The 20,703-nt window shown below is 60.5% G+C and carries 20 protein-coding genes; 3 read left to right on the plus strand and 17 right to left on the minus strand.

Features of this window, described 5'->3' with window-relative positions; translation table 11 throughout:
- Window positions 1-92: 92 nt before the first annotated feature.
- The gene (locus tag B149_RS0105675; RefSeq protein WP_018124208.1) at window positions 93-1,769 is read right to left on the minus strand and encodes a Na+/H+ antiporter NhaC family protein; all 1,677 of its coding nucleotides are present in this window, start codon (window positions 1,767-1,769) and stop codon (window positions 93-95) included.
- Between the two features lie 237 nt (window positions 1,770-2,006).
- Here B149_RS0105675 and B149_RS0105680 point away from each other — a divergent pair, with 237 nt between their 5' ends.
- Window positions 2,007-2,576, plus strand: coding sequence for a peptidylprolyl isomerase (locus B149_RS0105680; protein ID WP_018124209.1), 570 nt, complete (start codon window positions 2,007-2,009; stop codon window positions 2,574-2,576).
- Window positions 2,577-2,667: 91 nt separating this feature from the next.
- On the opposite strand, the gene B149_RS0105685 is transcribed toward B149_RS0105680, so the two are convergent.
- The gene (locus B149_RS0105685; RefSeq protein ID WP_018124210.1) at window positions 2,668-3,930 is read right to left on the minus strand and encodes a glycosyltransferase family 4 protein; all 1,263 of its coding nucleotides are present in this window, start codon (window positions 3,928-3,930) and stop codon (window positions 2,668-2,670) included.
- Window positions 3,927-5,129 carry a glycosyltransferase family protein gene (locus B149_RS0105690; protein WP_018124211.1) on the minus strand — a complete coding sequence of 401 codons (1,203 nt, stop codon included), beginning with the start codon at window positions 5,127-5,129 and terminating at the stop codon, window positions 3,927-3,929. Before B149_RS0105690 ends, B149_RS0105685 begins: the two co-directional genes overlap by 4 nt.
- A 217-nt stretch (window positions 5,130-5,346) precedes the next feature.
- Here B149_RS0105690 and B149_RS0105695 point away from each other — a divergent pair, with 217 nt between their 5' ends.
- Window positions 5,347-6,108 carry a polysaccharide deacetylase family protein gene (locus tag B149_RS0105695; RefSeq protein WP_018124212.1) on the plus strand — a complete coding sequence of 254 codons (762 nt, stop codon included), beginning with the start codon at window positions 5,347-5,349 and terminating at the stop codon, window positions 6,106-6,108.
- The gene (locus B149_RS0105700; RefSeq protein ID WP_018124213.1) at window positions 6,105-6,965 is read left to right on the plus strand and encodes a GNAT family N-acetyltransferase; all 861 of its coding nucleotides are present in this window, start codon (window positions 6,105-6,107) and stop codon (window positions 6,963-6,965) included. Before B149_RS0105695 ends, B149_RS0105700 begins: the two co-directional genes overlap by 4 nt.
- A gap of 63 nt (window positions 6,966-7,028) precedes the next feature.
- Here the strand turns inward: B149_RS0105700 and B149_RS0105705 are convergent, their stop codons facing one another.
- From B149_RS0105705 to B149_RS0105770, 14 genes are all read right to left on the minus strand, one after another.
- The gene (locus B149_RS0105705; RefSeq protein ID WP_018124214.1) at window positions 7,029-8,054 is read right to left on the minus strand and encodes a potassium channel family protein; all 1,026 of its coding nucleotides are present in this window, start codon (window positions 8,052-8,054) and stop codon (window positions 7,029-7,031) included.
- A 697-nt stretch (window positions 8,055-8,751) separates the two neighbouring features.
- Window positions 8,752-9,234 carry a 5-(carboxyamino)imidazole ribonucleotide mutase gene (gene purE / locus B149_RS0105710; RefSeq protein ID WP_018124215.1) on the minus strand — a complete coding sequence of 161 codons (483 nt, stop codon included), beginning with the start codon at window positions 9,232-9,234 and terminating at the stop codon, window positions 8,752-8,754.
- Between the two features lie 12 nt (window positions 9,235-9,246).
- Window positions 9,247-10,524: a phosphoribosylamine--glycine ligase gene (gene purD, locus B149_RS0105715; RefSeq protein ID WP_018124216.1), complete on the minus strand. Its 1,278-nt coding sequence runs from the start codon at window positions 10,522-10,524 to the stop codon at window positions 9,247-9,249.
- 60 nt (window positions 10,525-10,584) lie between these two features.
- Window positions 10,585-11,490, minus strand: a complete 906-nt coding sequence (locus tag B149_RS0105720) for a LysR family transcriptional regulator (RefSeq protein ID WP_018124217.1) — start codon at window positions 11,488-11,490, stop codon at window positions 10,585-10,587.
- A gap of 364 nt (window positions 11,491-11,854) precedes the next feature.
- The gene (locus B149_RS0105725) at window positions 11,855-12,676 is read right to left on the minus strand and encodes a hypothetical protein (protein WP_018124218.1); all 822 of its coding nucleotides are present in this window, start codon (window positions 12,674-12,676) and stop codon (window positions 11,855-11,857) included.
- The gene (locus B149_RS0105730; protein WP_018124219.1) at window positions 12,673-12,906 is read right to left on the minus strand and encodes a Bbp19 family protein; all 234 of its coding nucleotides are present in this window, start codon (window positions 12,904-12,906) and stop codon (window positions 12,673-12,675) included. Before B149_RS0105730 ends, B149_RS0105725 begins: the two co-directional genes overlap by 4 nt.
- Window positions 12,896-14,611, minus strand: a complete 1,716-nt coding sequence (locus B149_RS0105735; RefSeq protein ID WP_018124220.1) for a portal protein — start codon at window positions 14,609-14,611, stop codon at window positions 12,896-12,898. Before B149_RS0105735 ends, B149_RS0105730 begins: the two co-directional genes overlap by 11 nt.
- Window position 14,612: 1 nt before the next feature.
- Entirely contained in the window at window positions 14,613-14,912 is a 300-nt protein-coding gene (locus tag B149_RS0105740; RefSeq protein ID WP_018124221.1) for a hypothetical protein, read from the minus strand.
- 176 nt (window positions 14,913-15,088) lie between these two features.
- Complete coding sequence (hemW, locus tag B149_RS0105745; protein WP_018124222.1) at window positions 15,089-16,324, minus strand: radical SAM family heme chaperone HemW; 1,236 nt, start codon at window positions 16,322-16,324, stop codon at window positions 15,089-15,091.
- Window positions 16,324-16,719: a hypothetical protein gene (locus tag B149_RS0105750; protein WP_018124223.1), complete on the minus strand. Its 396-nt coding sequence runs from the start codon at window positions 16,717-16,719 to the stop codon at window positions 16,324-16,326. Before B149_RS0105750 ends, hemW begins: the two co-directional genes overlap by 1 nt.
- Window positions 16,716-17,273 carry an epoxyqueuosine reductase QueH gene (locus B149_RS0105755; protein WP_018124224.1) on the minus strand — a complete coding sequence of 186 codons (558 nt, stop codon included), beginning with the start codon at window positions 17,271-17,273 and terminating at the stop codon, window positions 16,716-16,718. The genes B149_RS0105750 and B149_RS0105755 overlap by 4 nt, the downstream gene beginning before the upstream one ends.
- Before the next feature lie 68 nt (window positions 17,274-17,341).
- A complete protein-coding gene (locus B149_RS0105760; protein ID WP_018124225.1) occupies window positions 17,342-18,097 on the minus strand; it encodes a substrate-binding periplasmic protein in 756 nt (251 codons plus the stop codon).
- A 78-nt stretch (window positions 18,098-18,175) separates the two neighbouring features.
- On the minus strand, window positions 18,176-19,651 hold the full coding sequence (locus B149_RS0105765; RefSeq protein WP_018124226.1) for an Rne/Rng family ribonuclease: 1,476 nt from the start codon (window positions 19,649-19,651) through the stop codon (window positions 18,176-18,178).
- Window positions 19,652-19,694: 43 nt separating this feature from the next.
- Complete coding sequence (locus tag B149_RS0105770) at window positions 19,695-20,648, minus strand: radical SAM protein (RefSeq protein ID WP_018124227.1); 954 nt, start codon at window positions 20,646-20,648, stop codon at window positions 19,695-19,697.
- Window positions 20,649-20,703: the final 55 nt, after the last annotated feature.

The following is a 20,703-nucleotide window of genomic DNA, read 5'->3' on the forward strand; positions in this document are numbered from 1 at the left end:
CCTCGGAGAGCCGCCGGAGGCATCCCATGAAAAAAGGGAGGATCGTTCGATCCTCCCTTTTTATTGCCGGATAGCTTTTCCGCTTGGTTGTTTTAGGCCTGTGCGTCGACGGGCTTGCCGACGAATCGCACGGTGAGTGCGACTGCGAGCAGTCCGCCGGGCAGGGTGATGTAGAGCGGCACGCCGAGTCCTGCGGGCAGGTAGCCGAACAGGATGGAGATGGTGGCGACGCTGATGGCGTACATGAGCTGCGTTTTGACGTGGTCTATGTGGTCACACGCCGAACCCATGGAGGACAGGATGGTGGTGTCCGAGATGGGGGAGCAATGGTCGCCGAAGATGGCTCCGGTGAGGACGGCGCCGACGTTCATGACGACGTAGTCCGGGGCCGGGTTCAGGGCGAACGCCAAGGGGATCGCCAGAGGCATGAGGATGCCCATGGTGCCGTAGGAAGTGCCTGTGGCGAAGGAGATGATGGAGCCGAGGATGAAGATGATGCTCGGCAGCAGGAACGCCGGGAGGGCGTCGGAGAGCACGTTGACCAGGTAGGCTGCGGTGCCGAGTTCCTTGATGACGCCGGACAGGGACCATGCCAGCAGCAGGATGACTGCGGTGATGTTCATGGACTTGACACCGGTGACCCATGTCTCGATGGCGTCCTTCACAGGCATGATGCGCTGGAAGACTGCCATGGCCATGCCGACGATACCTGCGATGAGCGCGGCCTGAAACAGAACCACGGATGCGTCGGAGGCGCCGAAGCATTCGCGCATGGCGTCGAAGGACAGGGGCGAGGCGTTGATCTTTTCGAGCAGTGCGGGGTCATCAATGGCGTTGTAGCCGTTGAAATAGAAGCCGAGGAATGCAGCGACGATCAGGGTGCCGATGGGGACAATGGCGTTCCAGATGCTCGGAACCACGTGGGATTCGGGTTCCAGTCCGGTCGCTTCATCGGCGATCATGGGTTTGGCGTTGTCGGCCAGCACCTTTCCGGTCTTGCGGGCGCGGATTTCGGCCTTGCGCATGGGACCGTACTCGCGCAGGAACCAGATGGTGCAGATGATGAAGAACAGGATGAGGATGTTGTAGAAGCGGTACGGGATCGTTTCCACGAACACGCCGTAGGCGTTGGCTTCCACGCCGATGGCGTTGTAACCGTCGCGGATAAGGCCCACTTCATAGGCGACCCAGGTGGAAATCAGCGCGATGCCCGCAATGGGGGCCGCGGTGGCGTCGATGACGAATGCCAGCTTCTCGCGGGAGACCTTGAGCCGGTCGGTGACCGGGCGCATGATCGGGCCGACGGTCAGGGAGTTGGCGTAGTCGTCGAAGAAGATGAAGAGGCCCATGACCCAGGTGACGAACTGGGAGCTGCGGGGGCTTTTGGCGCGCTTGGCCAGTGCGTCGGCGATGGCCTTGGCGCCGCCCATCTTGGAGACGAGGGCGATCAGGCCGCCGATGGCGAGACACTGGAGCACAATGCCCGCGTTCCAGCTGTCGGCCAGCGAGTAGAGAATTTCCATGGACAGGCGCAGGAATCCGTCAACGAAGGCGGAATAGAGATCGAATCCCTTGAGATCCAGCATGAAACAGCCGGAGAAGACGCCGAGAAAGAGGGACAGAATAACGTTCTTGGTAATGAAGGCCAGCACAATGGCGACCACGGGCGGAATGAGGGTAAGCATTCCGAAGGCTGCGGCGTTGGCCGGGCCTTTGGAGGCGTCCGCGGCAAGTGCCGGGAACGCCACCGAAAGCACGGCGAGCGCCATGAGAGCGACGAGCCAGAAGTTCCGTCGTAGCATGATGAGTCACACCTCGCTGTGAAAAAGGGTTAGTGTTGAGCAGAAAAGCAAGATAGACGTAATGAACTTTGTACAAAATTGCAATAAACATTCGTTTGAGGCAGAAAATGGAGTGAAAAATTCGATATGCGGCGGTTATTGCGCTGTTTATTCGATTGAATTATCCTGCCCCATCATCCAAATCGAATTACCCGGAGGTATCCGATGCGTCTTTTTTCCGCACTTGTACTGGCCCTTTCGCTGATGCTGGCCGCACCGGCTCAGGCGGCTCCCAACAAGGTGGTCACGTTCGAAACCAACATGGGGCCGATCATGATCATGCTGTATACGGACAAAGCTCCCAAAACCGTTGAGAATTTTCTGCGCTACGTGCAGGAAGGATTTTATGACGGCACCATTTTTCATCGTGTCATCGACTCTCCGGACATGAAGATCGTGCAGGGGGGCGGCTTCGAGGCCGGAATGCGTCGCAAGCCGGTTCACGATCCCATCGTCAATGAAGCGGCCTTTGCCCTCGACAATGATCGCGGCACCATCGCCATGGCCCGCACCCAGAAGGTCAACTCCGCCACGAGCCAGTTCTTTTTCAACGTGCAGGATAACGACTTCCTGAACGCCTCTTCCGGCAATCCCGGATACTGCGCCTTCGGCAAGGTCATTCGCGGCATGGAAGTGGTCGATGAAATGGTAGCGGTCCCCACGGGACGTCAGGGTCGTTTCAGTGACGTGCCGCTCAAGCCCATCGTCATCAAGAAGGCCTCCGTTCGTCAGTAGATGGAGCGGGATATCCGACAGAAAAAGGGCGACCGCCGCGGCGGTCGCCCTTTTTACAATGAAGCATGTCGCTATTTGCCGCCGGAGGCGATCAGGAGCGTCCGGGGCAGGGAACCTGATGGGAGATGTAGATTTCTCCAAGGTCATGGATGAGCTTTTCGTTGTCGAAAACGTCCAGCACTTTCTGCCGCGCCGCCGGAATGATCTTGGCGCGCAGGTCTGCGTCGGTGAGCAGGCGCTGCATGTTGTCGGCCAAAGCCTCGGGCTGATCCGGCGGGCAGAGCATCCCCGTCTCGCCATGGCGAACCAGTTCCGGCACGCCGGAAACGTCGGTGGCTGCCACCGGGACGCCGATGGCCATGCTCTCGGCCACTACGTTGGGAATGCCGTCGCGGTCGCCGTCTTCCGCCATGCGGCAGCCAAGAACGAACAGGTCCGAACTGCGGTAGTGCTCCAGCACCTGCTCATGGGCGATGGTGCCGGTCATTTCCGTCACGTCGGATAGGTCCATCTCGTGAATCCAGCCTTCCACTTTTTCGCGGTCTGCGCCGTCACCGGCCAGAACGTAGCGAACGTCGAGTCCCCGGTCGCGCAGGATGCGCAGGGCCTTGAGCACGGTGTCGAGTCCCTTCTTGGGCACGAAGCGGGCCACGGTCATGACCGTATACGGCGGCTCGGCCGCCAGGGGTCGCCCTTCGGGGTCAAACAGCTTGAGGTTGATGCCGTGGTAGACGCAGTGAACGGGTTTGTTTGCCGGGGCGATGCCGGAGAGGTGCCGCTCATTGTACTTGGTGCAGGTGACCACGAATTTTGCCAGGTCGAGCTTGTCGAGGATGCGTTCGGGGGCCTGCGTGTATATGTCCTTGGCGTGGGCGGTGAAGCTGAACGGGACTGCCTCAAGGTGCGCCGCATACATCCCCACCGTGGTGGGGGTGTGCGCAAAATGGCAGTGCAGATGCGCCAGTCCCATACCTTTGGCCTTGCGCACCAGAAAACAGGCCTGCATCCAGTGCTTGAGCCACGTGTGCTTTTTGGGAGCGAGTCTGAAACGCTTGGCCATGAGCTTGAGGCCGGAGAAGAATCGTCCGGGCCGCTCGACCATGCAGGCAAGCGTGTTCCACACCATGGCGGGCAGCCCCGCTACCATGGATTCGGGTAAATAGGTGACCCCGGCGCGGATCTCGCGCACGGACCCGTGGGTGAAGCTCTCACGCGGCTCACGCATGGAAAAGATGTGGATGTCGAATCCCATCTTTTCTAGCAGCCTGATTTCGTTGGATATGAAAGTTTCGGAGATTCTGGGATAGCCTTTGAGGACCATCCCGAGTTTCATGCGTTCCGGTTCGTCGCTCATTCTTTGTTGTCCTCGGGCCGGGCATTGCACCGTTCGTCGCGTCGCTCAAGAAAACGTTCGAGCCGTGAGCGCATGAAATCGAGCCCGGTCATGGAAAAGTCGTTCATGGCCTGCTGATAGGGGGAAGGGTCTTCCAACATGGATTCGACCTTCTCGCGCATCAGTTCGGGGTTCACCTTGTTCCATTCGATGAAATCGATCAGGCCGCTTTCCTTGAATACTTCAGCACGGATGAGCTGCTCGCGCCGCGGATTGTCGCGGGGGATGACCAGCGCCGGCTTCTTCAGGGACAGAATCTCGCACATGGTGTTGTACCCGCACATGCCGATGACCAGATCCGCCGAAGCCATCTTCTTTTCGATGTTCTTGACAAAGGGCACGATGCGCACGTTCAGTTTGCGGGCACGCTCGGCCAGAGCGTCGAGCATATCTGATGGCAGGAAAGGGCCGGTGATCATGAGCGTGCGGAAGCCGACCGTTCCGTTCTGCTCAAGCATTTTCAGGTAAGTATCCAGCACCGGGTAGCCGTCGCCACCGCCACCGATGGTGACCACCACCAGCTTCTCCTTGCGTCGCGGCGCCCGGATTTTGGGCACGCGCCGGGGGATGTACCCCGTGAAATGCGTTTTGGCAGCTACATCCTCGGGAAAGCTGTACTCTTTCACCGGGTCAAACATTTCCTGTTCGCCATAAACCCACACTTCGGAATACAGGTCGCGCAGCACTTCGTAATACTTCTTGCGTTTCCATTCCGCACGGGTGCTCTCGGCGTCATCAAGAATGTCCCGGAGTCCGAGCACGATGTCGGTCTGCGGGCGGCATTTGCGGAACCAGCGCAGAATGGGCAGCACCTCGCCCTTGAGTCCTACAGGAACCTTGTCCACCACGAACAGATCCGGGTCGAACGCTTTGGTGGTTGCCGTGATGATCTTCTTGCGAATGCCGATGGCCTTTTTGGGGTCCACCTTGATGGAGTGGGGAACGTAGACCTTGTTGCTCTTCTTGATCATTCCCGGAACACGAACGAAATCAACCCCTTCGGGAACGCTGAAGCGTCCCACGATGGGAGAGCCGGTCACAATGAGAATGTTGACCTCGGGGCTGACCAGATGGCGCGCGATGGCCATGGTTCGGCGGATATGGCCGAGCCCGTAGGTATCGTGCGAGTACATCAGAATATTGAAGGTGCCCGAGCTCATGAAGCCGCCTGGGGAAAAAGTCGATTATGCAAAACAGTGGCACCCTAACTCCGAAGCATCATCCTGTCCATAACTTGGCGCAAAAGAGCCGTTCGTATAGCAGTCACCTTCACGGTGTGCTCTATATTTAAAAGGGTCTGCGAACCAAGTTCCGGCATCACCAAGAGAGTTGAAATCCCCGACAATTCTGCTAACAATCGGTGGCCGCGAGGTTAGCATGGAACAAGGTCTGAAAGACTCCCTTACAAGCATGCTCGACAAGCTTTTCGCACAGGGTGTGGAGTTCTGGTGGCGCGATGATGACGCCGCCGAAGCTTCCCCTGCGCTCGACCGCCTGCTGGAGATATCCGGCAGCAGGAGCTTTCCTTGCGCCCTTTCCGTCATCCCGGCCGCCACCGGTCCCGCATTGGCCAAACGGCTGGAAGGTCATCCGCAAATCACCATCATACAGCACGGTTACGCGCACACCGACCATGCCCCGAAGGGTGCGGGTTCTTGGGAGCTCGGCCTTCACCGCCCCGCCGAGGGCGTGGTGTCTGAGCTTGTTCGGGGCCGCCGCCTGTTAGGCGAAATCTTCGGCTCCCGCTTCGTCCCGGTGCTGGTCCCCCCATGGAACAATATCGCCCCGGAGCTACTCCCGATGCTGCCGGAGGCCGGCTTTATCGGACTCTCCGCCGACGCCGACAATCCGCCCCCGACGACCCTCGATTTCATTCAGGTCCATGCCCATAGCGACCTGCTGCGCTGGAAAAAAGGCCCGGCCCGCTTTGCCGGTGAGCGCAAGGCGATCAATCCCCTTGTGGAAGAGCTGCAACGACAAGCGGCAAGCGCACAGCCCCGTCCTGTGGGCATCCTCACCCACCACCTCGAAATGGACGAGGCGGCGTGGTCGTTCCTTGAATCATTACTGGACGTTCTGAACAGCCACCCGGCCGCCCGGCCCGTATCGGCGGCCCACATATGGCAGGAGAAAAGATGACAGCGATCATAAGAGCCATGGAGATGGACGACGTGGAAGAGGTCTGCAACCTGCTCCACAACCACATGAATCCGGACTTCTCGCCAGAGCGATGGTCCCGTCTGTTCGTGCGCGACTGGTGCATCGCGGAGCCGGAACTCGGGCTTGTCGTGGAAGACAAAGGGGAGATCGTCGGCTTTCACGGCCACGTCTGTTCCCGGCGCTGCATCGGCAACGAGTGGAAACGGTTCGTCAACTTCACCTCGTGGTATCTGCGCAAGGAGTATCGGGGGCAGGGACTGGGAACCGGCCTGGTCAAAAAAGCCATCGAGCGTCGGGACACCACCTACACCGTTTTTTCACTCTCGCCCAAGCGCATAGAACTCTTCAGGAAACTTGGTCTTCAGCCCCTGGATACCCAGCGGCTCGTCTGGAGCAAGCGCGACCCCCAGACCGTCATCTGCGTGGACGACGACCCGGAATCCATCCGCTGGAAGGTCGAATGCGAGCACTCCCGCGTCATGCTCGACAACCTGCCCTTCAACATCAAGCCCTACCTCGTTTCCACCAACTGCAACCAGTGCCTTCTCATCACCAACGAGGCCATCAAGAATGGCGGCGTGCATTACCACGACGTGCTCTACCGCTCAAACCCCGCATTTCTCGCCGCACACGCGCAGGACATCGCCAACGCGCTGCTCAGGGACGACAACCACGTCCTCGCTGCGGACAAGCGTTTTCATCCCGGTCCTCAGCCCCTCGACGCAACTGTGGAAACCATCGCCTCCCCGAGGTTCTATCTCTCGGAAGAAATTCCGGCGGAATGCGTGGACCTGCTCTATTCCGAACTGCAACTGCTGGATATGAAACTGGATTGACCCGTGTTGCCCGTCCGGACAGCGCAGATCACTCCTCGAAAGGCGCTAGAGAGTCGAGAGGGATCAAGTCAGGGCTTCAGGGCCGTAGAGCATCTCCATGAACCGGTCCAGATTGTCGCGCGGGCCGATGGCAATGAGCGTATCCCCGGCATTGATAGGCTCAAGCGAAGACGGATTGTACACCCGCGAGCCGTTGCGGCGCTGAATGGCGACGATGATCAGGTCGAAGTCATTGCGGATGCGGGAATCCATGAGCGTGCGGTTCACGAAAGGCGCGTCATCAGGCACCTTGAGCTCCTCCAGCTGCAACGGCAGCCCACCCTCGGTGCTGATGGCCGTATCAAGAAAATCCGTTATCGTGGGCCGAAGAATATTCTGAATGATACGCACCGCCGCACTGGCATACGGGGAGACTACGTGGTTGGCCCCGGCATGGTAGAGTTTCTTTTCCACACCCTTGGTGTTTGCCCGCGCACTGATGAAAATGTCCGGATTGAGCGCCCGTGCCGTGACCACGATAAAGACATTATCCGCATCACGGTTAACCAGTGAAATGACCGCCTTGGCACGTTCGACTCCAGCCTCGACAAGCGCTTCCTCGTCCGTCGCATCCTGATCGAGATACGTGATGCCCGCCTCTCGGCAACGCATCAAAGCCTGCTCCTCCCGCTCCAGAACCACTAATTCCTTGCCGCTTTGCTGCAACTCGGCGGCAACAATCTGGCCCATCTGACCATGACCGCAGATGATGTAATGATCTGAAAATTTCTGAAGCTTTTTCTGCACCTTGCGCCTCCGATACAATTCCAGCCCGTTGGCATCCAGAAAGATGTTGCCGATAAACGCCGCCGTGGTAGCCACCAGCCCGAACCCGAAAAAAATGAGGATCAGCGCAAAAACGCGACCCTCGTCATGCAAATCGAACGGAGCAACCGTCGTCAATGTCCCAATGGTGAGATACATCGCCTCAATGACGGAAATCTTCTCCAGAAACATGAACCCGACAATGCCGAACACAAAAAGCAGCAGCAAAGAAAACAAAAGAATCTTCGCATACCGTATCTTTCTGGAAATAGAGCTCAAATCCATGCGCAACCACTATTGGTTGAACTGTCCGACTGTCAAGGCAAGCATTCAGCACGAGTTCATGGCGAGGTGCCTCCGGCGACTTAAGACCCTTTTGTGGGACAAACCCAGCAGCACTATGCGTAACCACCTGAAGTCATGTCACGCTATGCACACGATGCTCAACCACAGCGGAATCAAGGAAAGTCATTTATTTAGGGGTTTTACTGTGAGTTATGAACTGTGATACCATGTAAATGACATTCAAGGGGGCGAGGACCTAGGCTGGACCTTTTTGGAAAAAAGGGTCTTGAGAATCTCCAAAAACCTTTGTGTTGCCAAGCCGCACCCGGCTTTCCGAAAGCCGAAGTTCGCTGGCGGCTGATGGCGGTTGTTGAGTTGACAGGGGAGTAACAATGTTGGGGGATTTCTGGTGATAAACCTATGAGTTGAGGAAGTTTTCCTTAACAAACTCCTGCTACAGAAGCTCGTCAGCCAAGACGCACAGAATCCAATTCCCCGTCAGCGGGGTTGCAGCTTGGACGCGGATTGTGCGATCGCATGGACCCGACAGCTGCAACCCCGCTGACAACCCAGGGATTCCAAAGGGGGCCCGCCCCTTTGGTCCCCCTGAAAGGGTCCGCCTGAAGGGCCCGCCGGAGGCACAAAAAAGGCCACCGGATCAATCCGGCGGCCTTTTTGTTGTTCTTAGCGGGATGCCTTACAGTGAGGCGGCGGCTTTTTCGACGGATTCCTTGAAGCCGTCGCGTGCGGCCTTGATTTTTTCGGCCACTTCGGTGTCGTGCAGGGCGATGATCTGTGCGGCGAGCCATGCGGCGTTTTTGGCGCCGACCTTGTCGAGGGCGAGGGTGCCGACGGGGAAGCCCGGGGGCATCTGGACGGTGGCGAGCAGGGCGTCCATGCCGCCGAGGGGCGATGCGGTAAGGGGCACGCCGAGCACGGGCTTGGTGGTTTTGGCGGCCACGGCACCGGCGAGGTGTGCGGCGAGTCCTGCTGCGCAGATGAAGACCTGCACGCCGTCGTCTTCGAGTTCGGACACGAGCTTGGCGGTGCGTTCCGGGGTGCGGTGTGCGCTGCTGACGGTAAAGACGTGTTCGACTCCGAGTTCCTTGAGCAGGTCGGAGCAGGGGCGCATTTTTTCCTCGTCGGAAATGGAACCCATGAAAATGGCTACCTTGGTCATGATCACTCTCCTTTATGCTTGGCGCTTGAGGCCTTTGTCGCCGATGTCTCGACGGTAGTAGCTTTTGTCGAAGGAAATCTTTTCGACAGCTTCGTAGGCTCGTTTCTTGGCGTCAGCGAGGTCGGAGCCGAGGGCGGTTACACCGAGGATGCGTCCTCCGCTGCTGAGTATCTTGCCATCTTCGAGTTTGGTGCCTGCGTGGAAGACCTTGACGTTTTCGAGCTTGTCGGCCTCGTCGATGCCCTTGATCTCCATTCCCTTGGGATAGTCGCCGGGGTAGCCGTCGGCGGCCATGACGACGCAGATGGCGGTTTCGGGGCGCACTTTGACGTCGATTTCGTCAAGGCGGCCTTCGATGCAGGCCATCATGATGTCCACGATGTCGGTGTCGAGCCTCATGAGCAGGGGCTGGCACTCGGGGTCGCCGAAGCGGACGTTGTATTCAAGCACGTTGGGGGTGTCGCCGTCGAACATGAGTCCGGCGTAGAGCACGCCCTTGAAGGGCTGGCCCTTGGCGGCGAGGTGCTGGAGGATGGGCCGGATGACGGCCTCGGCGGTCTCTTCGTATTTTTCCTCGGGCAGGATGGGGGCGGGGCTGTAGGCGCCCATGCCGCCGGTGTTGGGGCCGGTATCGCCTTCGAAGACGGCCTTGTGGTCCTGACTGGAGGGCAACAGGGCGTAGTGTTCGCCGTCGCAGAAGGCGAGGAAGCTGGCCTCTTCGCCCTTGAGGGTCTCTTCGACGACGACTCGGTCGCCTGCGGAGGAGAAGCTCTTGCGGACCATCATGTCTTCGAGCGCTTCGATGGCTTCTTCTTCGGAGGTGGCCACCACGACGCCTTTGCCCGCGGCGAGGCCGTCGGCTTTGACCACGAGGGGCGCGCCTTTTTCGCGTACGAAGTTCTTGGCGTTCACGAATTCGTCGAAGACGCGAAAGGGTGCGGTGGGCACGCCGGATTCGTGCATGACGTTCTTGGAAAAGGCTTTGGAGCCTTCGAGATTGGCTGCGTAGGCGTTGGGGCCGAAGCAGGGAATGCCTTCCTTGTGCAGGGCGTTTTCAAGGCCTAGAACAAGGGGCAGCTCGGGTCCGGCCACGACCAGATCGACCTTGCGATCCTTGGCGAGCCGAACCAGTGCGGGGATATCGTCATCCGGAACCGGGACGTTTTCCCCGGTCTGGGCCGTGCCGCCGTTGCCCGGCGCACAGATGATTTCGTCAACCTTGGGGCTTTGGGCGAGCTTCCAGCACAGGGCGTGTTCACGCCCGCCGGAACCGACAACCAGAACTTTCATGGAACGCTCCCTGTTTGGGTGTTGGGATGTGACGTGGTTTAGGGGAAAACGCCGATTTTTTCAAGACGTGAACGACTGTTTGAACTCCGGATTCCAGACGCGTTCCACGGCTTCGATCACGACGCGCAGCACCGGGTCTTCGTCCCTGCGGCGTCCGTAGGCGAGGCTCAGGGGAATCTCCAGTCCTTCCACCTCGTGACAGTAGATGCGACTGCCGATGCGTCCGGCGGCCTCGGCTTCATCGCGGCGCAGCACGCCCACGCCGCGTCCTGCCGCCACGAGTACCTTGGTGACCTCGTCGCCGTCCACCTGCACGGTGGTCTCGGCCTTGAGCCCCCTCGCGGCGAGGATGCGGTCCAGCAGGCTTTGACAGGGGCAGTCCTTGGCGGTCTGGATCCACGGCAGGGCGGCGAGGTCGCTCAGGTCGCCGTCGCGCACTTCCTGCGCCCACTCCTCGGAGCATGCTGCGTAGTAAACCGTTTGCTCCAGATGGCGGCTGTCGAGGTCCTTGGAGGAAAAGGAGCCGAACACGAAGCCCGCGTCGAGCCTGCCTTGTCGCAGCGAATCAAGGATCTGTCCGCTGGAGCTCTGGAAAAATTGCAGGGTGATGCGCGGATGCCGCTCTCCGAGGTCGCCCAGCAGCTGGACGATGCGCAGGTATTCGGCGTCGGTGTTCAGGCCGATCCGCACGTCACCGACAAGCTCGTCGCTGAGCAGGCGCGCTTCGTTCCCGAAGGATTCTGCCGCGGCCAGCACTTCGCGAGCCTTGGGAAGCAGGCGTCTTCCGGCGTGGGTCAGTTCCATGCCTTTGGGCGTGCGCACGAACAGGCGTGTCTCAAACTCCCGTTCCAGCGCCCGGATGTGGTTGCTGAGGCTTGGCTGACTTGCGTGCATTTTTTCGGCCGCGCGCGTCAAATGTCGCTCTTCGGCAACAGTTACGAGCGTTTTCAGTTGATACAGTTCCATTCCGGCTCCAAAAGGCGATAAAAAATCTCGAACGACATCATAAAACTTAATTATTGGATTGGATGAGGTAAAGCAACTAGATTCCCCGCAGACCGCATTTCAGGCAGGCAGGGCCGATGACCGCATCACCTGTGGACCCGGTCGGCGAGACTCGCTGTAGAGCAGAAAAGCACCTGACCCTAGCGCCGACACCCCGCCAAGACTTCTCCTCCGAAGCAGGCGGACCCAGTGCCTCCAACCCTGCCGAACTGACCGTAACTGACCATGGGAAGATTCGTCATTTACTCTCCTTCCGACGGATTTTCCAAGTAAAAACCCCGGCTTGTGCCGGGGTTTTTCTTTTGTCCTTCGTCTAAATCGACTGTTAGCGCGTCCCGGCCTGTGCGGGGTAGAGCGAGCGGAACCCGTCCTCGATGCGCTTGACGAATTCCGGATCGCGACGGGTGGGATCGGCATAACGCGGGTCACGCATCATCTCCCTGAGCTTCTGGGGACTGACCTCGCCGTCCTCCATGCCTTTGCGTCCCTTGAAGCGTCCTTCAAGCACCAGCGGGGCCATGCGCGCAAAAGCGCTGATCACGGCGGCACGGTTTCCGGCCCGGGTGGATTCCAGCGCGTCCAGCAGCTCCTCGCCGCCAACGGCCAGCGCGGTCTGGCGGGCCTGTTCCAGTACCTTGGGCATGTCGCCGCGATGTGCGTTGCGCAGGGTTTCCATTTCCTGCCGGGAGCGCCGTTCCTCTTCCATGCCGTCCTCATGCATGGTGTCCAGCACACGGGGGATGAACCACTCGAAGAGTCCGGACGCCTGCGTTTCGTTGAGGCCGAGCTGGTGGGAGCGGGCGAGGAATTCCTCCATGAGGTCTTCACGGATCTCCACGCCGTCGGGCAGGTCGAAATCCGGCAGGCGATAGGCGGCCGGAGACTCGGGACGGCCAAGGGCGCTCCAGACTTCCTCCCAGCCCTGCCCGTCGTCTTCCGAGGGCAGAGGCATGTATCCTTCGGGGCGTCTGCCGAGCATGCGCTGGGCGTGGACGAGTGCTTTCACGGCCTCGTCCTTGGTGGCGTATTTGGCAAGCGCCGGATGCTCGCGCAGGGGAATCTCCTGTTCGCCCTGCTCGGTGCGCACGCGCACGGTCCAGTCTTCGGGCAGGCTCTGACGCCAGTCGTTGATCTGTTGTTCGTTCATCGGGGGTCTCCATTCTGCGGGTTGAAGTTGTCGGGGTCGAGCATGTGGCGAACGTGCAGGCTCATGCTGCGTCTGCCCTCGTTGAAGGCCATGCGGCCTGGATCGTGGTTGAAGCTGCTGCCGTGTACGAAGGAGCGCGCTTCGAGATCCGCCAGCACTCTGCGTCCATCGGGCGTTTCAAAGATGCGGCGGTAGCTCTTGTGCAGTTCCAGCGGATCATCAGGCCGCATCGCCACCTCCATTGCCGGGAGCGGGTCCGGCGGGAGAAGTCGCCCCCATGATGACGCTCATGGGATCGCCGCCCGAGGCTTTGATCAGCTCCGTGAGGGCGTTGGATTTGCTCATGTCCGCCTCGGAAAGCAGCTTGGCGATGCCCGCCATGCGTTCCACCGTCTGGGACCGCTGCGCCTGCCCGGCGGACTGCGCCCTGTCGTTTCGTTTCTCGGCCACGGCCTGTTCCGGGAGCAGGTAGTCCGCGGGCACGCCGAAGAGTTCAGCGGCGTGGCGGGCGACACGGTCAGGATCGAAGTTGTCCATGAGTCCGAAGGGATCGCCCTGACCCATGAGCGGGGCCAGATACTGCATTGCCTGCTGCATTCCCTGCGCCTCGTAGCGTTTCTGAGCCATGTTCACGGGAGAGGCGTAGCGGACGGTGAAGTCTTCGGGTTCCATGCCGGAGGGCATGGGCGGCAGGGCACCGGTGCGGGACATGATGTTGAAGACGCGGCGCACCAGCGGCCCGAGCAGTTCGGTCTGGAGCCTGCCGAGCACCGGGCCGAGCACGCGCATCTTTTCGCTCTGTCGGATGACCGCCTCGGTGGCCGAGATGGCCGGACCGTCGGCCGGGGCCAGCTGGTCGCCGAGGAATATGCGGCGGATGGATTCGCGCCGCTGCTCCATCATGCCCTGCGTCGAGCGCAGATCGGCATGGACAGGCAACGCCTCCACGCGGTCGTTTGAGCCTGCGCGGTAGTACGAAAGTCCGCCGGGGCCGGAGCGGATGGGACCGAGGAAGCCGTCGTCCGGCACCATCAGCGGCGGGTCGCTCATCTTCTCCGCCGCCATGAGCGCGGTCTTGGCCATGGCGTTGAGCACCCGGATGTCCGAAAGCGCGGTCAGTCCGGGGCCGCGCCCGTATGTTTCGCCGGACGTCTTGCACCAGCGCGGCACCATGTAGGGCATCTCCAGATAGCCCGACTCTTCCAGCAGGTGGCCGGAGCGGGCTTCGAGATACACACAGCACCACGGGAAGTTGATCACTCCGATGCCGAAGGGATCCCTATCGTCGCGGGGGAAGACCGCGTGCAGTACCTCCACCGTTGATTCGGGTTGCTCGTCGGCCAGCCTGCGGGTCTCGTCGGAGCAGTCGTCGCCCCACTCCTGCACGGCCTGCCGGGCGGTAAGCTCGTAGCGGCGGAAGACGGTATCCACCATGCCGCGCGCATCCTCGGCCACGCATATTTCACCGAGCGGGCGAGTGTTGAAGCGCACCACGCAGTCCGGGTCCGCTTCCACGTACATCACACCGGAGCCGAACAGGGCCACATCAAGATACAGCTCGTGCACGTGGGTCTGGAAGCCGGTGTTCTCACTGTTAAAGACGGCGGTCATGCGTTCCCGCACTTCGGTCAGGAAGGTGCGAACATCCTCGCGGTCGGCAGTTTCGCGATCCGCGGGGTGTATGTCGAACCACGGCACGGCCGGATTGGTGAGCAGGCCGCAGAGTGCGGACGAGAGCAGTTCCAGCGAATGGGACGGGGTGGAATCGAAGATGCGGTCTTCCCCCTTGACCGGAGCGTTCGCCTCGCCGAATCGATCCTTGCGCGGCAGCACGTAGGCGGCGAGTTCGCGCCACGTCGGAACCCAGCGTGCCCGCCGTTCCTCAAGCCTGCCGAACCGTTCTTTGACGGATTCGGCCAGTTCCTTGTTTTCCATATCAGCCTCCCAGCGTTTCCTTGAGCCGGGAGTCGTCGTCGGGGTCGCGCGTCATGCGCGCGAGGGCGGGCTGTCTGGCCTTGGAGGATTTCAGGCGCTTCTCTTCCAGAAGGGCCGCTTCGCGACGACGTTCGCGCTCCTTTCGCCGTTCGTCGGCCTCGGCCTGACGCTTTTCCTTTTCGCGCCGTTTGCGCTGTTTTTCCATGATGTCGGCCTGAGAGGACCGTGAGGAGCCTCCGCCTCCGGCGAACTGCGACGCCACCGTGAGGGCCGAGGATACAAGCGATGATGCACCACCCATGATCTGCCTCCTTTGCGGGTTGTGATTGCAAGAGGCGGTCAGTATAGCCCCGGTCCGCCACAGGAGGCGTTTCGGGGTGGAACACGGGTGTTTCGGGGGCAACATTCCCTGTTGACAGGGCGTGCGAAAGTATTCCGGCACGGAACCGGAAAACAGGAGAGGAAGGGCTGGGCGAATTATTCTTCGAAGATGAGACTGCGGATGATGGCGTTGGAGACGAGCATGCCGTTTTTGGTGAGCTTGAGCCTGCCCTGAACGATTCGAACGAGATTTTCGCGGTGCAGCGCGGTTATGAGCCTTTCCTGCCGCTTGACGAGGTCGTATCCAGCGCGTTCGCGAAACGCCTTGAGGTCGAGTCCCTTGGCGGTGCGCAGGGAAAGCATGACCATTTCGCGCAGCAGGTCGGCGTCCGAGAGTTGCTCGAAGTCGTCTCCGGCGAAGGCACCGCGCACGGCGGCGTCGTATTCGTCGAGGTACCGGGGATTGGTGAAGCGCCTGCGGCCGATGGTGGAGACCGAGGACGGGCCGAGGCCGAGGTAATCGCGTCCTTCCCAATAGCCGCTGTTGTGGCGGCTGGCAAAGCCCATGCGGGCGAAGTTGGACACCTCGTAATGCATGTAGCCCATGGACTCCAGATATTCGGCGCCGTAGATGAACATGCGGCCCTGCTCCGTGTCCGAAGGCAGGGTGATCTCGCCGGATTCGAGCATTCGCGTCATGGGGGCCTTGGGCTCCATGGTCAGGCTGTAGGCGGAGATATGTTCCGGCTTGAGCTCGGCCACTTCCTTGAGCTGGTCGATCCAGCTCTTGAGCCGCTGGTCCGGCAGGCCCCATATGAAATCGAGGCTGATGTTTCCGAACCCGGCATCACGTGCCTGATGAAAGGATGAGACCGCCATTGCCGATGAATGCGGCCGGCCCAGCAGGGCGAGGTCCTCGTCCTTGAGCGACTGCACGCCGAGGGAGAGGCGGTTGAAGCCCATGGAGAGCAGGGCCCGGAACCAGCTGGTATCGCAGGCGGAGTCCGGGTTGGCCTCCAGCGTGATCTCCATGCCTTCCTGAAACCGGAAGTGCTTGCGTAGCGTGCGCATGGTCTCGTCGAGCTTGCCGAACGGATAAAGACTCGGCGTGCCGCCGCCGAAATAGACCGTCTGGAGTTTTGGCTTCTTGAGCCGCTTTCCCCAGAGGGCGATCTCCTGCTGGAGCACTTTGTGATACCACGCGAACTTGATGTCGTCGAAAGCCTGCGAATGGAACGTGCAGTAATTGCAGCGCGAGCGGCAGAACGGCACGTGGATGTAAAGCAACATGCCGCCGGGCGCGGGTTTTGCCGCCTTTGAGCCGCCGGACTGGTCGGCGAGGAAGGGAAAGGCCGGGGCCACCTGCGTGCCCGGCTTATGGGTCCCCGGCATCAGCGGCGTTTCCACGAGGGCCGCTGGCGGAAGACCACGGTCCCAGCATAGAGGAAGTACAGGCCGATCACCAGATCCAGCAGATACAGCGGCGCACTGACCGGGGTTTCGAAAGCCTTGCCCAGAATGACGGCCGCGCCGAAGTTGAGCACGGTCAGGCCGCCGTTGACCACCATGAGGATGCTTGCGCCCCATGTCGCCACCACCTGTCGCCGCCACGTGAACCACGCGAGGATGAGATAGACCGCAAGGGCGAGCCCCTGTGTGCGCGCCATTTCCATATCCCCGGCGGACAGGGCGCTGCTCAACTTCATCAGGGGATTGAGCACGAAGGCGAAGAGGATGACTTCCAGCCTGAATATCTTGCCCACGGGCGAGCGACTGAGGTCGATCATTCCCCCCTCCCGGAGTTCAGTTCGCGGTGATAGCGGTCGAATTCGCTGTGGATGCATCCGCAGTACTGCTGACGGTAGATGCCCCACTCCTTGGAAGTCTCGATGCCTTCCTTCCAACCCGTGCGGAAGTCCTCGTAATGAAATGCGGTTTTGGGCGTGGCCATGTCTTTGCCGAGCGCGGCGATTTCGTCGTGCTTCTGCATCTTGCTGTAAAGCAGCGTGGAGCTGAAGAAGGGAAATCCGCCGCGCTTGGCGATGGATGCGGTGCGCTCCAGCCGCATGGCGTAGCAGTGGAAGCAGCGGTTGTCCTCGCGCCAGGCCACGGCCCGCAGGAAGTCGCGCGGCGCGTACTCGTCATCCTTGACGATGACCTTGACCCCGAGCCGTTCGGCCACGTCAAGACAGCCGTCGCGCCGCTTCACGTATTCCGTGAGCGGGTGGATGTTGGGGTTGTGGAACAGCCCCGTGACCGCGAATCCCTGATCCTGCAGCGAACGGATGACGCTGATGGAGCAGGGGCCGCAGCAGATGTGCAGAAGAATTCTCTTATCCATGACGACTCGCCGCCCGAAGTGTCGGGCAGGGGCAGTGTGCGATGCTTCGACGCGCTTGTAAAGGGCGTTCAGTGCGAATACCGCTTCAGAATATCGGCATAGGCGTCTGTTTGCTTGAATCGTTTGAGTTCCCGCGAGAACTCCTCGACGAATTCCACGGAAACCGTCTCGCGGCTGAAGAGAGGGTAAACATGCCGCGTTCCGATGGCTTCGCCCACAGGGTGGATGTCCTCCTGCAGCCGAAGTCGTTTGAGTATCCAGAGTGCGTTGTCATTGTCCGCAATGATGGCGTCAAGCCGCTGGTTGGCAAGCTTGCGAATGTTGGTTTCGTCGGAACTGACTTGCTGGACCCGGGCGCGTCGCTTCAAGTTGTCGAGGTAGCCCTCAGGGTATTGATACCCGAGCACGACACCTACCCGAGCACCCTTGAGATCGATGTCTTCCCGTATGCGAGAGTCGCTTCGCGTAAAGATTCTCCACGAGGCGGTGAGGATAGGCTCACTCGGATAGATGAGCTTCCGCTCCCGTCCAGCCGTGCGGACGCCTGAGACCAGCACGTCGAGATCGCCCCATTCCAGCAGCTCAAGGCCGCGCTTCCACGGCACCTTTTCCACTTTCGAAATGTCCTTGCCCATATTGCGGAGCACACTGCGCGTCACGTCAGCCGAGATGCCGAAGAGTTTTCCATTGACGAAGAACTCGTAGGGCGGCCATTGGTCAGCCCCCAAGCGCAACAGCTTCGGACCCGCATGGGATGCGGGAGTGCCGAGGCACAGCAGCAGGCTTGCCGCCACTGCGAATATGAGCAGAAGATATTTGCGCATGGTTTCATCTTAGCGCAAAAAGCCCCCCGAGAACAAATGAACTCGGGGGGCGGAGTGTGATAATGTGCCGATCCTGCGCTAGTGGCCGCAGATGCTTGGCTCTATTTCCACCTGAATGGTCTTGCCGCAGCGGCTGCCGAGCCGTTCCAGCACCTCGCGCTTGCTGTTGAGCAGGTAGAGCGCCAGTTCCTGATGGCAGGGGTAGACGAGCTGGTCGGAGCAGTCGGATTTGCTGAGCATACGGTGGATGTCCTTGAGCGCGGACAGCGCCTGCCATTCCATGTTGCGGCGGATGCCGGTGCCGCCGCAGCAGGGACAGGGTTCGGTGCTCAGGGAGATGGCCGAAGAGCCGAGCCGCTGGCGGACCACTTCCATGAGCCCGAAGCTGGAGATGCGGCCGACGTCCGTGCGGGCGCGGTCCACCTTCATGGCGGAGCGCATGGTCTTCTCCACTTCCCGACAATGTTTCGGATCTTTCATCTCAATGAAATCGATGACGATCTGCCCTCCGATATCGCGCAGACGGAGTTGCCTGGCGATCTCCTCGGCGGCTTCCATGTTGGTCTTGAGCGCCATCTTGTGGAAGTTGCGTTCTCCGCCGATCTTGCCGGAGTTGATATCCACGGCGGTGAGGGCTTCGGTGGCGTCCACGACCAGTCGTCCTCCGGAGGGCAGGGTCACTTCGCGGGAGTACACTTCCTGAATCTGCTTGGTGATGTTGAAGCGTTCCCACAGGGAAAGCTCGGGGTCGGAGTGGAGTTTCACGAGGTTGGGTTTTCTGGGGAAGGTCAGGGCGGCGAACTGCTTGACCTCTTCGAAGGTGTCGGCGTCATCCACCCATATCTCGACCACGTCGGAGGTCAGGTAGTCACGCACGGAGCGGGCCGCGAGGTTCAGTTCCTTGTAGACGATGGAGGGCGCCTTGACCTCCTGCGCCTTCTTGCGGACGTCCTTCCAGAGCCGGTTGAGGTACTTGTAGTCACGCTCCAGCGCGGCCTTGGACTGTCCCACTGCGGCGGTGCGGGCGATGAGGCCCACGCCTTCCTCGGGGGTCATGGTTTCGAGTATGCTCTTGAGGCGGTTGCGTTCCTTCTCGTCCTCGATCTTGCGGGAGACGCCCATCTGGTCGCGTCCCACGGTGTAGACGAAGCTGCGTCCGGGCAGGGAAAGGTTGGTGGTCAGGAACGCTCCCTTCTTGCCGGTGGGTTCCTTGACCACCTGCACGAGCATTTCCTGTCCCGGCTTGAGCACCTGCTGCATGAGCGGATACTTGGCGCCTTTGCGCAGCTTGTAGCTGCCGGTGTAGTATTCGGGATGGACTTCGTCGATCTGGAGAAAGCCGTTTCGTTCGGCCCCGTAGTTGATGAACGCGGCCTGCAGGCCGTTGTCGATGTTGTGGATATAGCCTTTGTAGATGTTGCCGCGCGTCTTTTCCTGATGCGCCATCTCCACATAGTATTCCTGTACGCGGCCTTCCTCGGCCACGACCACCTCGACCTGTTCGCCCGGCAGAACCGAGATGAACATTTTCTGCCGCTTCTTTTTTGCGGTCATGTTTTCCTCTCAATGAAAAATCGTTGCAAACCAAACGAGGCGGCTAATCGCGCATCTCGCGGCCCGCGCCGTGGTAGAAGGTGCCGTCCGGGTCCCTGCGGGCGACGAGTTCTCCCCGCCGCTCAAGTTCAATGCACAGGTTTTCCATTCGGTTCTCTCCCACGCCGAGCGCCTGCGAGAGCTGCGCGGCGGTCTGCGGCCTGCGGTCCAGCGACGAAAGAATCATCTCGATGATCTGCTCGTCGCGAAGAGCGTCCTGACGCACAACCTCCCGCTCGGTGGCCGGAACCTCCCCGGCCTCCAGCGCCTCGCGCCAACGAACAACGGTTTCCGGGTCGGCGGCCAGTGCGGACCGCTCGGTGCCGGGGCGACTCAGGGTCACCACGTCCACCCGATCAAAAGCGTTGCGTCGGCAGAAATCAGCCAGCAGGTCCAGGTTCCTGTCGGAATCGTTCACTCCCCGGACCAGCAGAATTTCCAGAAATATCTTGCCCCTGAATTCCTTACGGAACTGTTCGAGGCCTTGACCCACGGTCTCGGCTTCCACGCCGGGAACGGGGCGGTTCACGCTTCGGAACTCGTCCTGAACGAGCGAATCGAGCGACGGAAGGACCACGTCCGCCTGCGCCAGTTCGGCGCGTACGGTGGGGTCGGGCAGAAGGGTGGAGTTGGTGAGCACCGCCACCGGAACGCCGGGGAAGAGCTTGCGGGACTCTTCTATGACGTACGGAAGTTCGGTGTTGAGGGTGGGTTCCCCGAGGCCGCCGAGCGTGATCATCTCGGGCGGTTCATGCCCTTCGTCCTTCCATCTTTCCAGCTCGTCGAGAATGTCCTCGGCGGGAATGTACGGAGCGCGGGCAATGGTCAGCTGCCGGGTGGCGCCCACTTCGCAGTACACGCAGTCCATGCTGCAGATGCGACCGCCAAGCAGGTCCAGCCCCAGCGAACGGCCGAGACGACCGCTCATGACCGGACCGAATACATATTTGTAGCCCATGCGACTCCTTGCATGGCCACCCGGGAACGAAACCGGGCAGCAAGTTTTCTCAATA

Origin of the sequence: Desulfovibrio oxyclinae DSM 11498, assembly GCF_000375485.1 — a bacterium.
Taxonomy (GTDB): Bacteria; Desulfobacterota; Desulfovibrionia; order Desulfovibrionales; family Desulfovibrionaceae; genus Pseudodesulfovibrio; species Pseudodesulfovibrio oxyclinae.

Coding starts and splice junctions, on each gene's coding strand:
- B149_RS0105675 (WP_018124208.1), bottom strand. CDS start 1,769: ATGGCGCTCGCCGTGCTTTCGGTGGCGTTCCCGGCACTTGCCGCGGAC.
- B149_RS0105680 (WP_018124209.1), top strand. CDS start 2,007: ATGCGTCTTTTTTCCGCACTTGTACTGGCCCTTTCGCTGATGCTGGCC.
- B149_RS0105685 (WP_018124210.1), bottom strand. CDS start 3,930: ATGAGCGACGAACCGGAACGCATGAAACTCGGGATGGTCCTCAAAGGC.
- B149_RS0105690 (WP_018124211.1), bottom strand. CDS start 5,129: ATGAGCTCGGGCACCTTCAATATTCTGATGTACTCGCACGATACCTAC.
- B149_RS0105695 (WP_018124212.1), top strand. CDS start 5,347: ATGGAACAAGGTCTGAAAGACTCCCTTACAAGCATGCTCGACAAGCTT.
- B149_RS0105700 (WP_018124213.1), top strand. CDS start 6,105: ATGACAGCGATCATAAGAGCCATGGAGATGGACGACGTGGAAGAGGTC.
- B149_RS0105705 (WP_018124214.1), bottom strand. CDS start 8,054: ATGGATTTGAGCTCTATTTCCAGAAAGATACGGTATGCGAAGATTCTT.
- purE (WP_018124215.1), bottom strand. CDS start 9,234: ATGACCAAGGTAGCCATTTTCATGGGTTCCATTTCCGACGAGGAAAAA.
- purD (WP_018124216.1), bottom strand. CDS start 10,524: ATGAAAGTTCTGGTTGTCGGTTCCGGCGGGCGTGAACACGCCCTGTGC.
- B149_RS0105720 (WP_018124217.1), bottom strand. CDS start 11,490: ATGGAACTGTATCAACTGAAAACGCTCGTAACTGTTGCCGAAGAGCGA.
- B149_RS0105725 (WP_018124218.1), bottom strand. CDS start 12,676: ATGAACGAACAACAGATCAACGACTGGCGTCAGAGCCTGCCCGAAGAC.
- B149_RS0105730 (WP_018124219.1), bottom strand. CDS start 12,906: ATGCGGCCTGATGATCCGCTGGAACTGCACAAGAGCTACCGCCGCATC.
- B149_RS0105735 (WP_018124220.1), bottom strand. CDS start 14,611: ATGGAAAACAAGGAACTGGCCGAATCCGTCAAAGAACGGTTCGGCAGG.
- B149_RS0105740 (WP_018124221.1), bottom strand. CDS start 14,912: ATGGGTGGTGCATCATCGCTTGTATCCTCGGCCCTCACGGTGGCGTCG.
- hemW (WP_018124222.1), bottom strand. CDS start 16,324: ATGCCGGGGACCCATAAGCCGGGCACGCAGGTGGCCCCGGCCTTTCCC.
- B149_RS0105750 (WP_018124223.1), bottom strand. CDS start 16,719: ATGATCGACCTCAGTCGCTCGCCCGTGGGCAAGATATTCAGGCTGGAA.
- B149_RS0105755 (WP_018124224.1), bottom strand. CDS start 17,273: ATGGATAAGAGAATTCTTCTGCACATCTGCTGCGGCCCCTGCTCCATC.
- B149_RS0105760 (WP_018124225.1), bottom strand. CDS start 18,097: ATGCGCAAATATCTTCTGCTCATATTCGCAGTGGCGGCAAGCCTGCTG.
- B149_RS0105765 (WP_018124226.1), bottom strand. CDS start 19,651: ATGACCGCAAAAAAGAAGCGGCAGAAAATGTTCATCTCGGTTCTGCCG.
- B149_RS0105770 (WP_018124227.1), bottom strand. CDS start 20,648: ATGGGCTACAAATATGTATTCGGTCCGGTCATGAGCGGTCGTCTCGGC.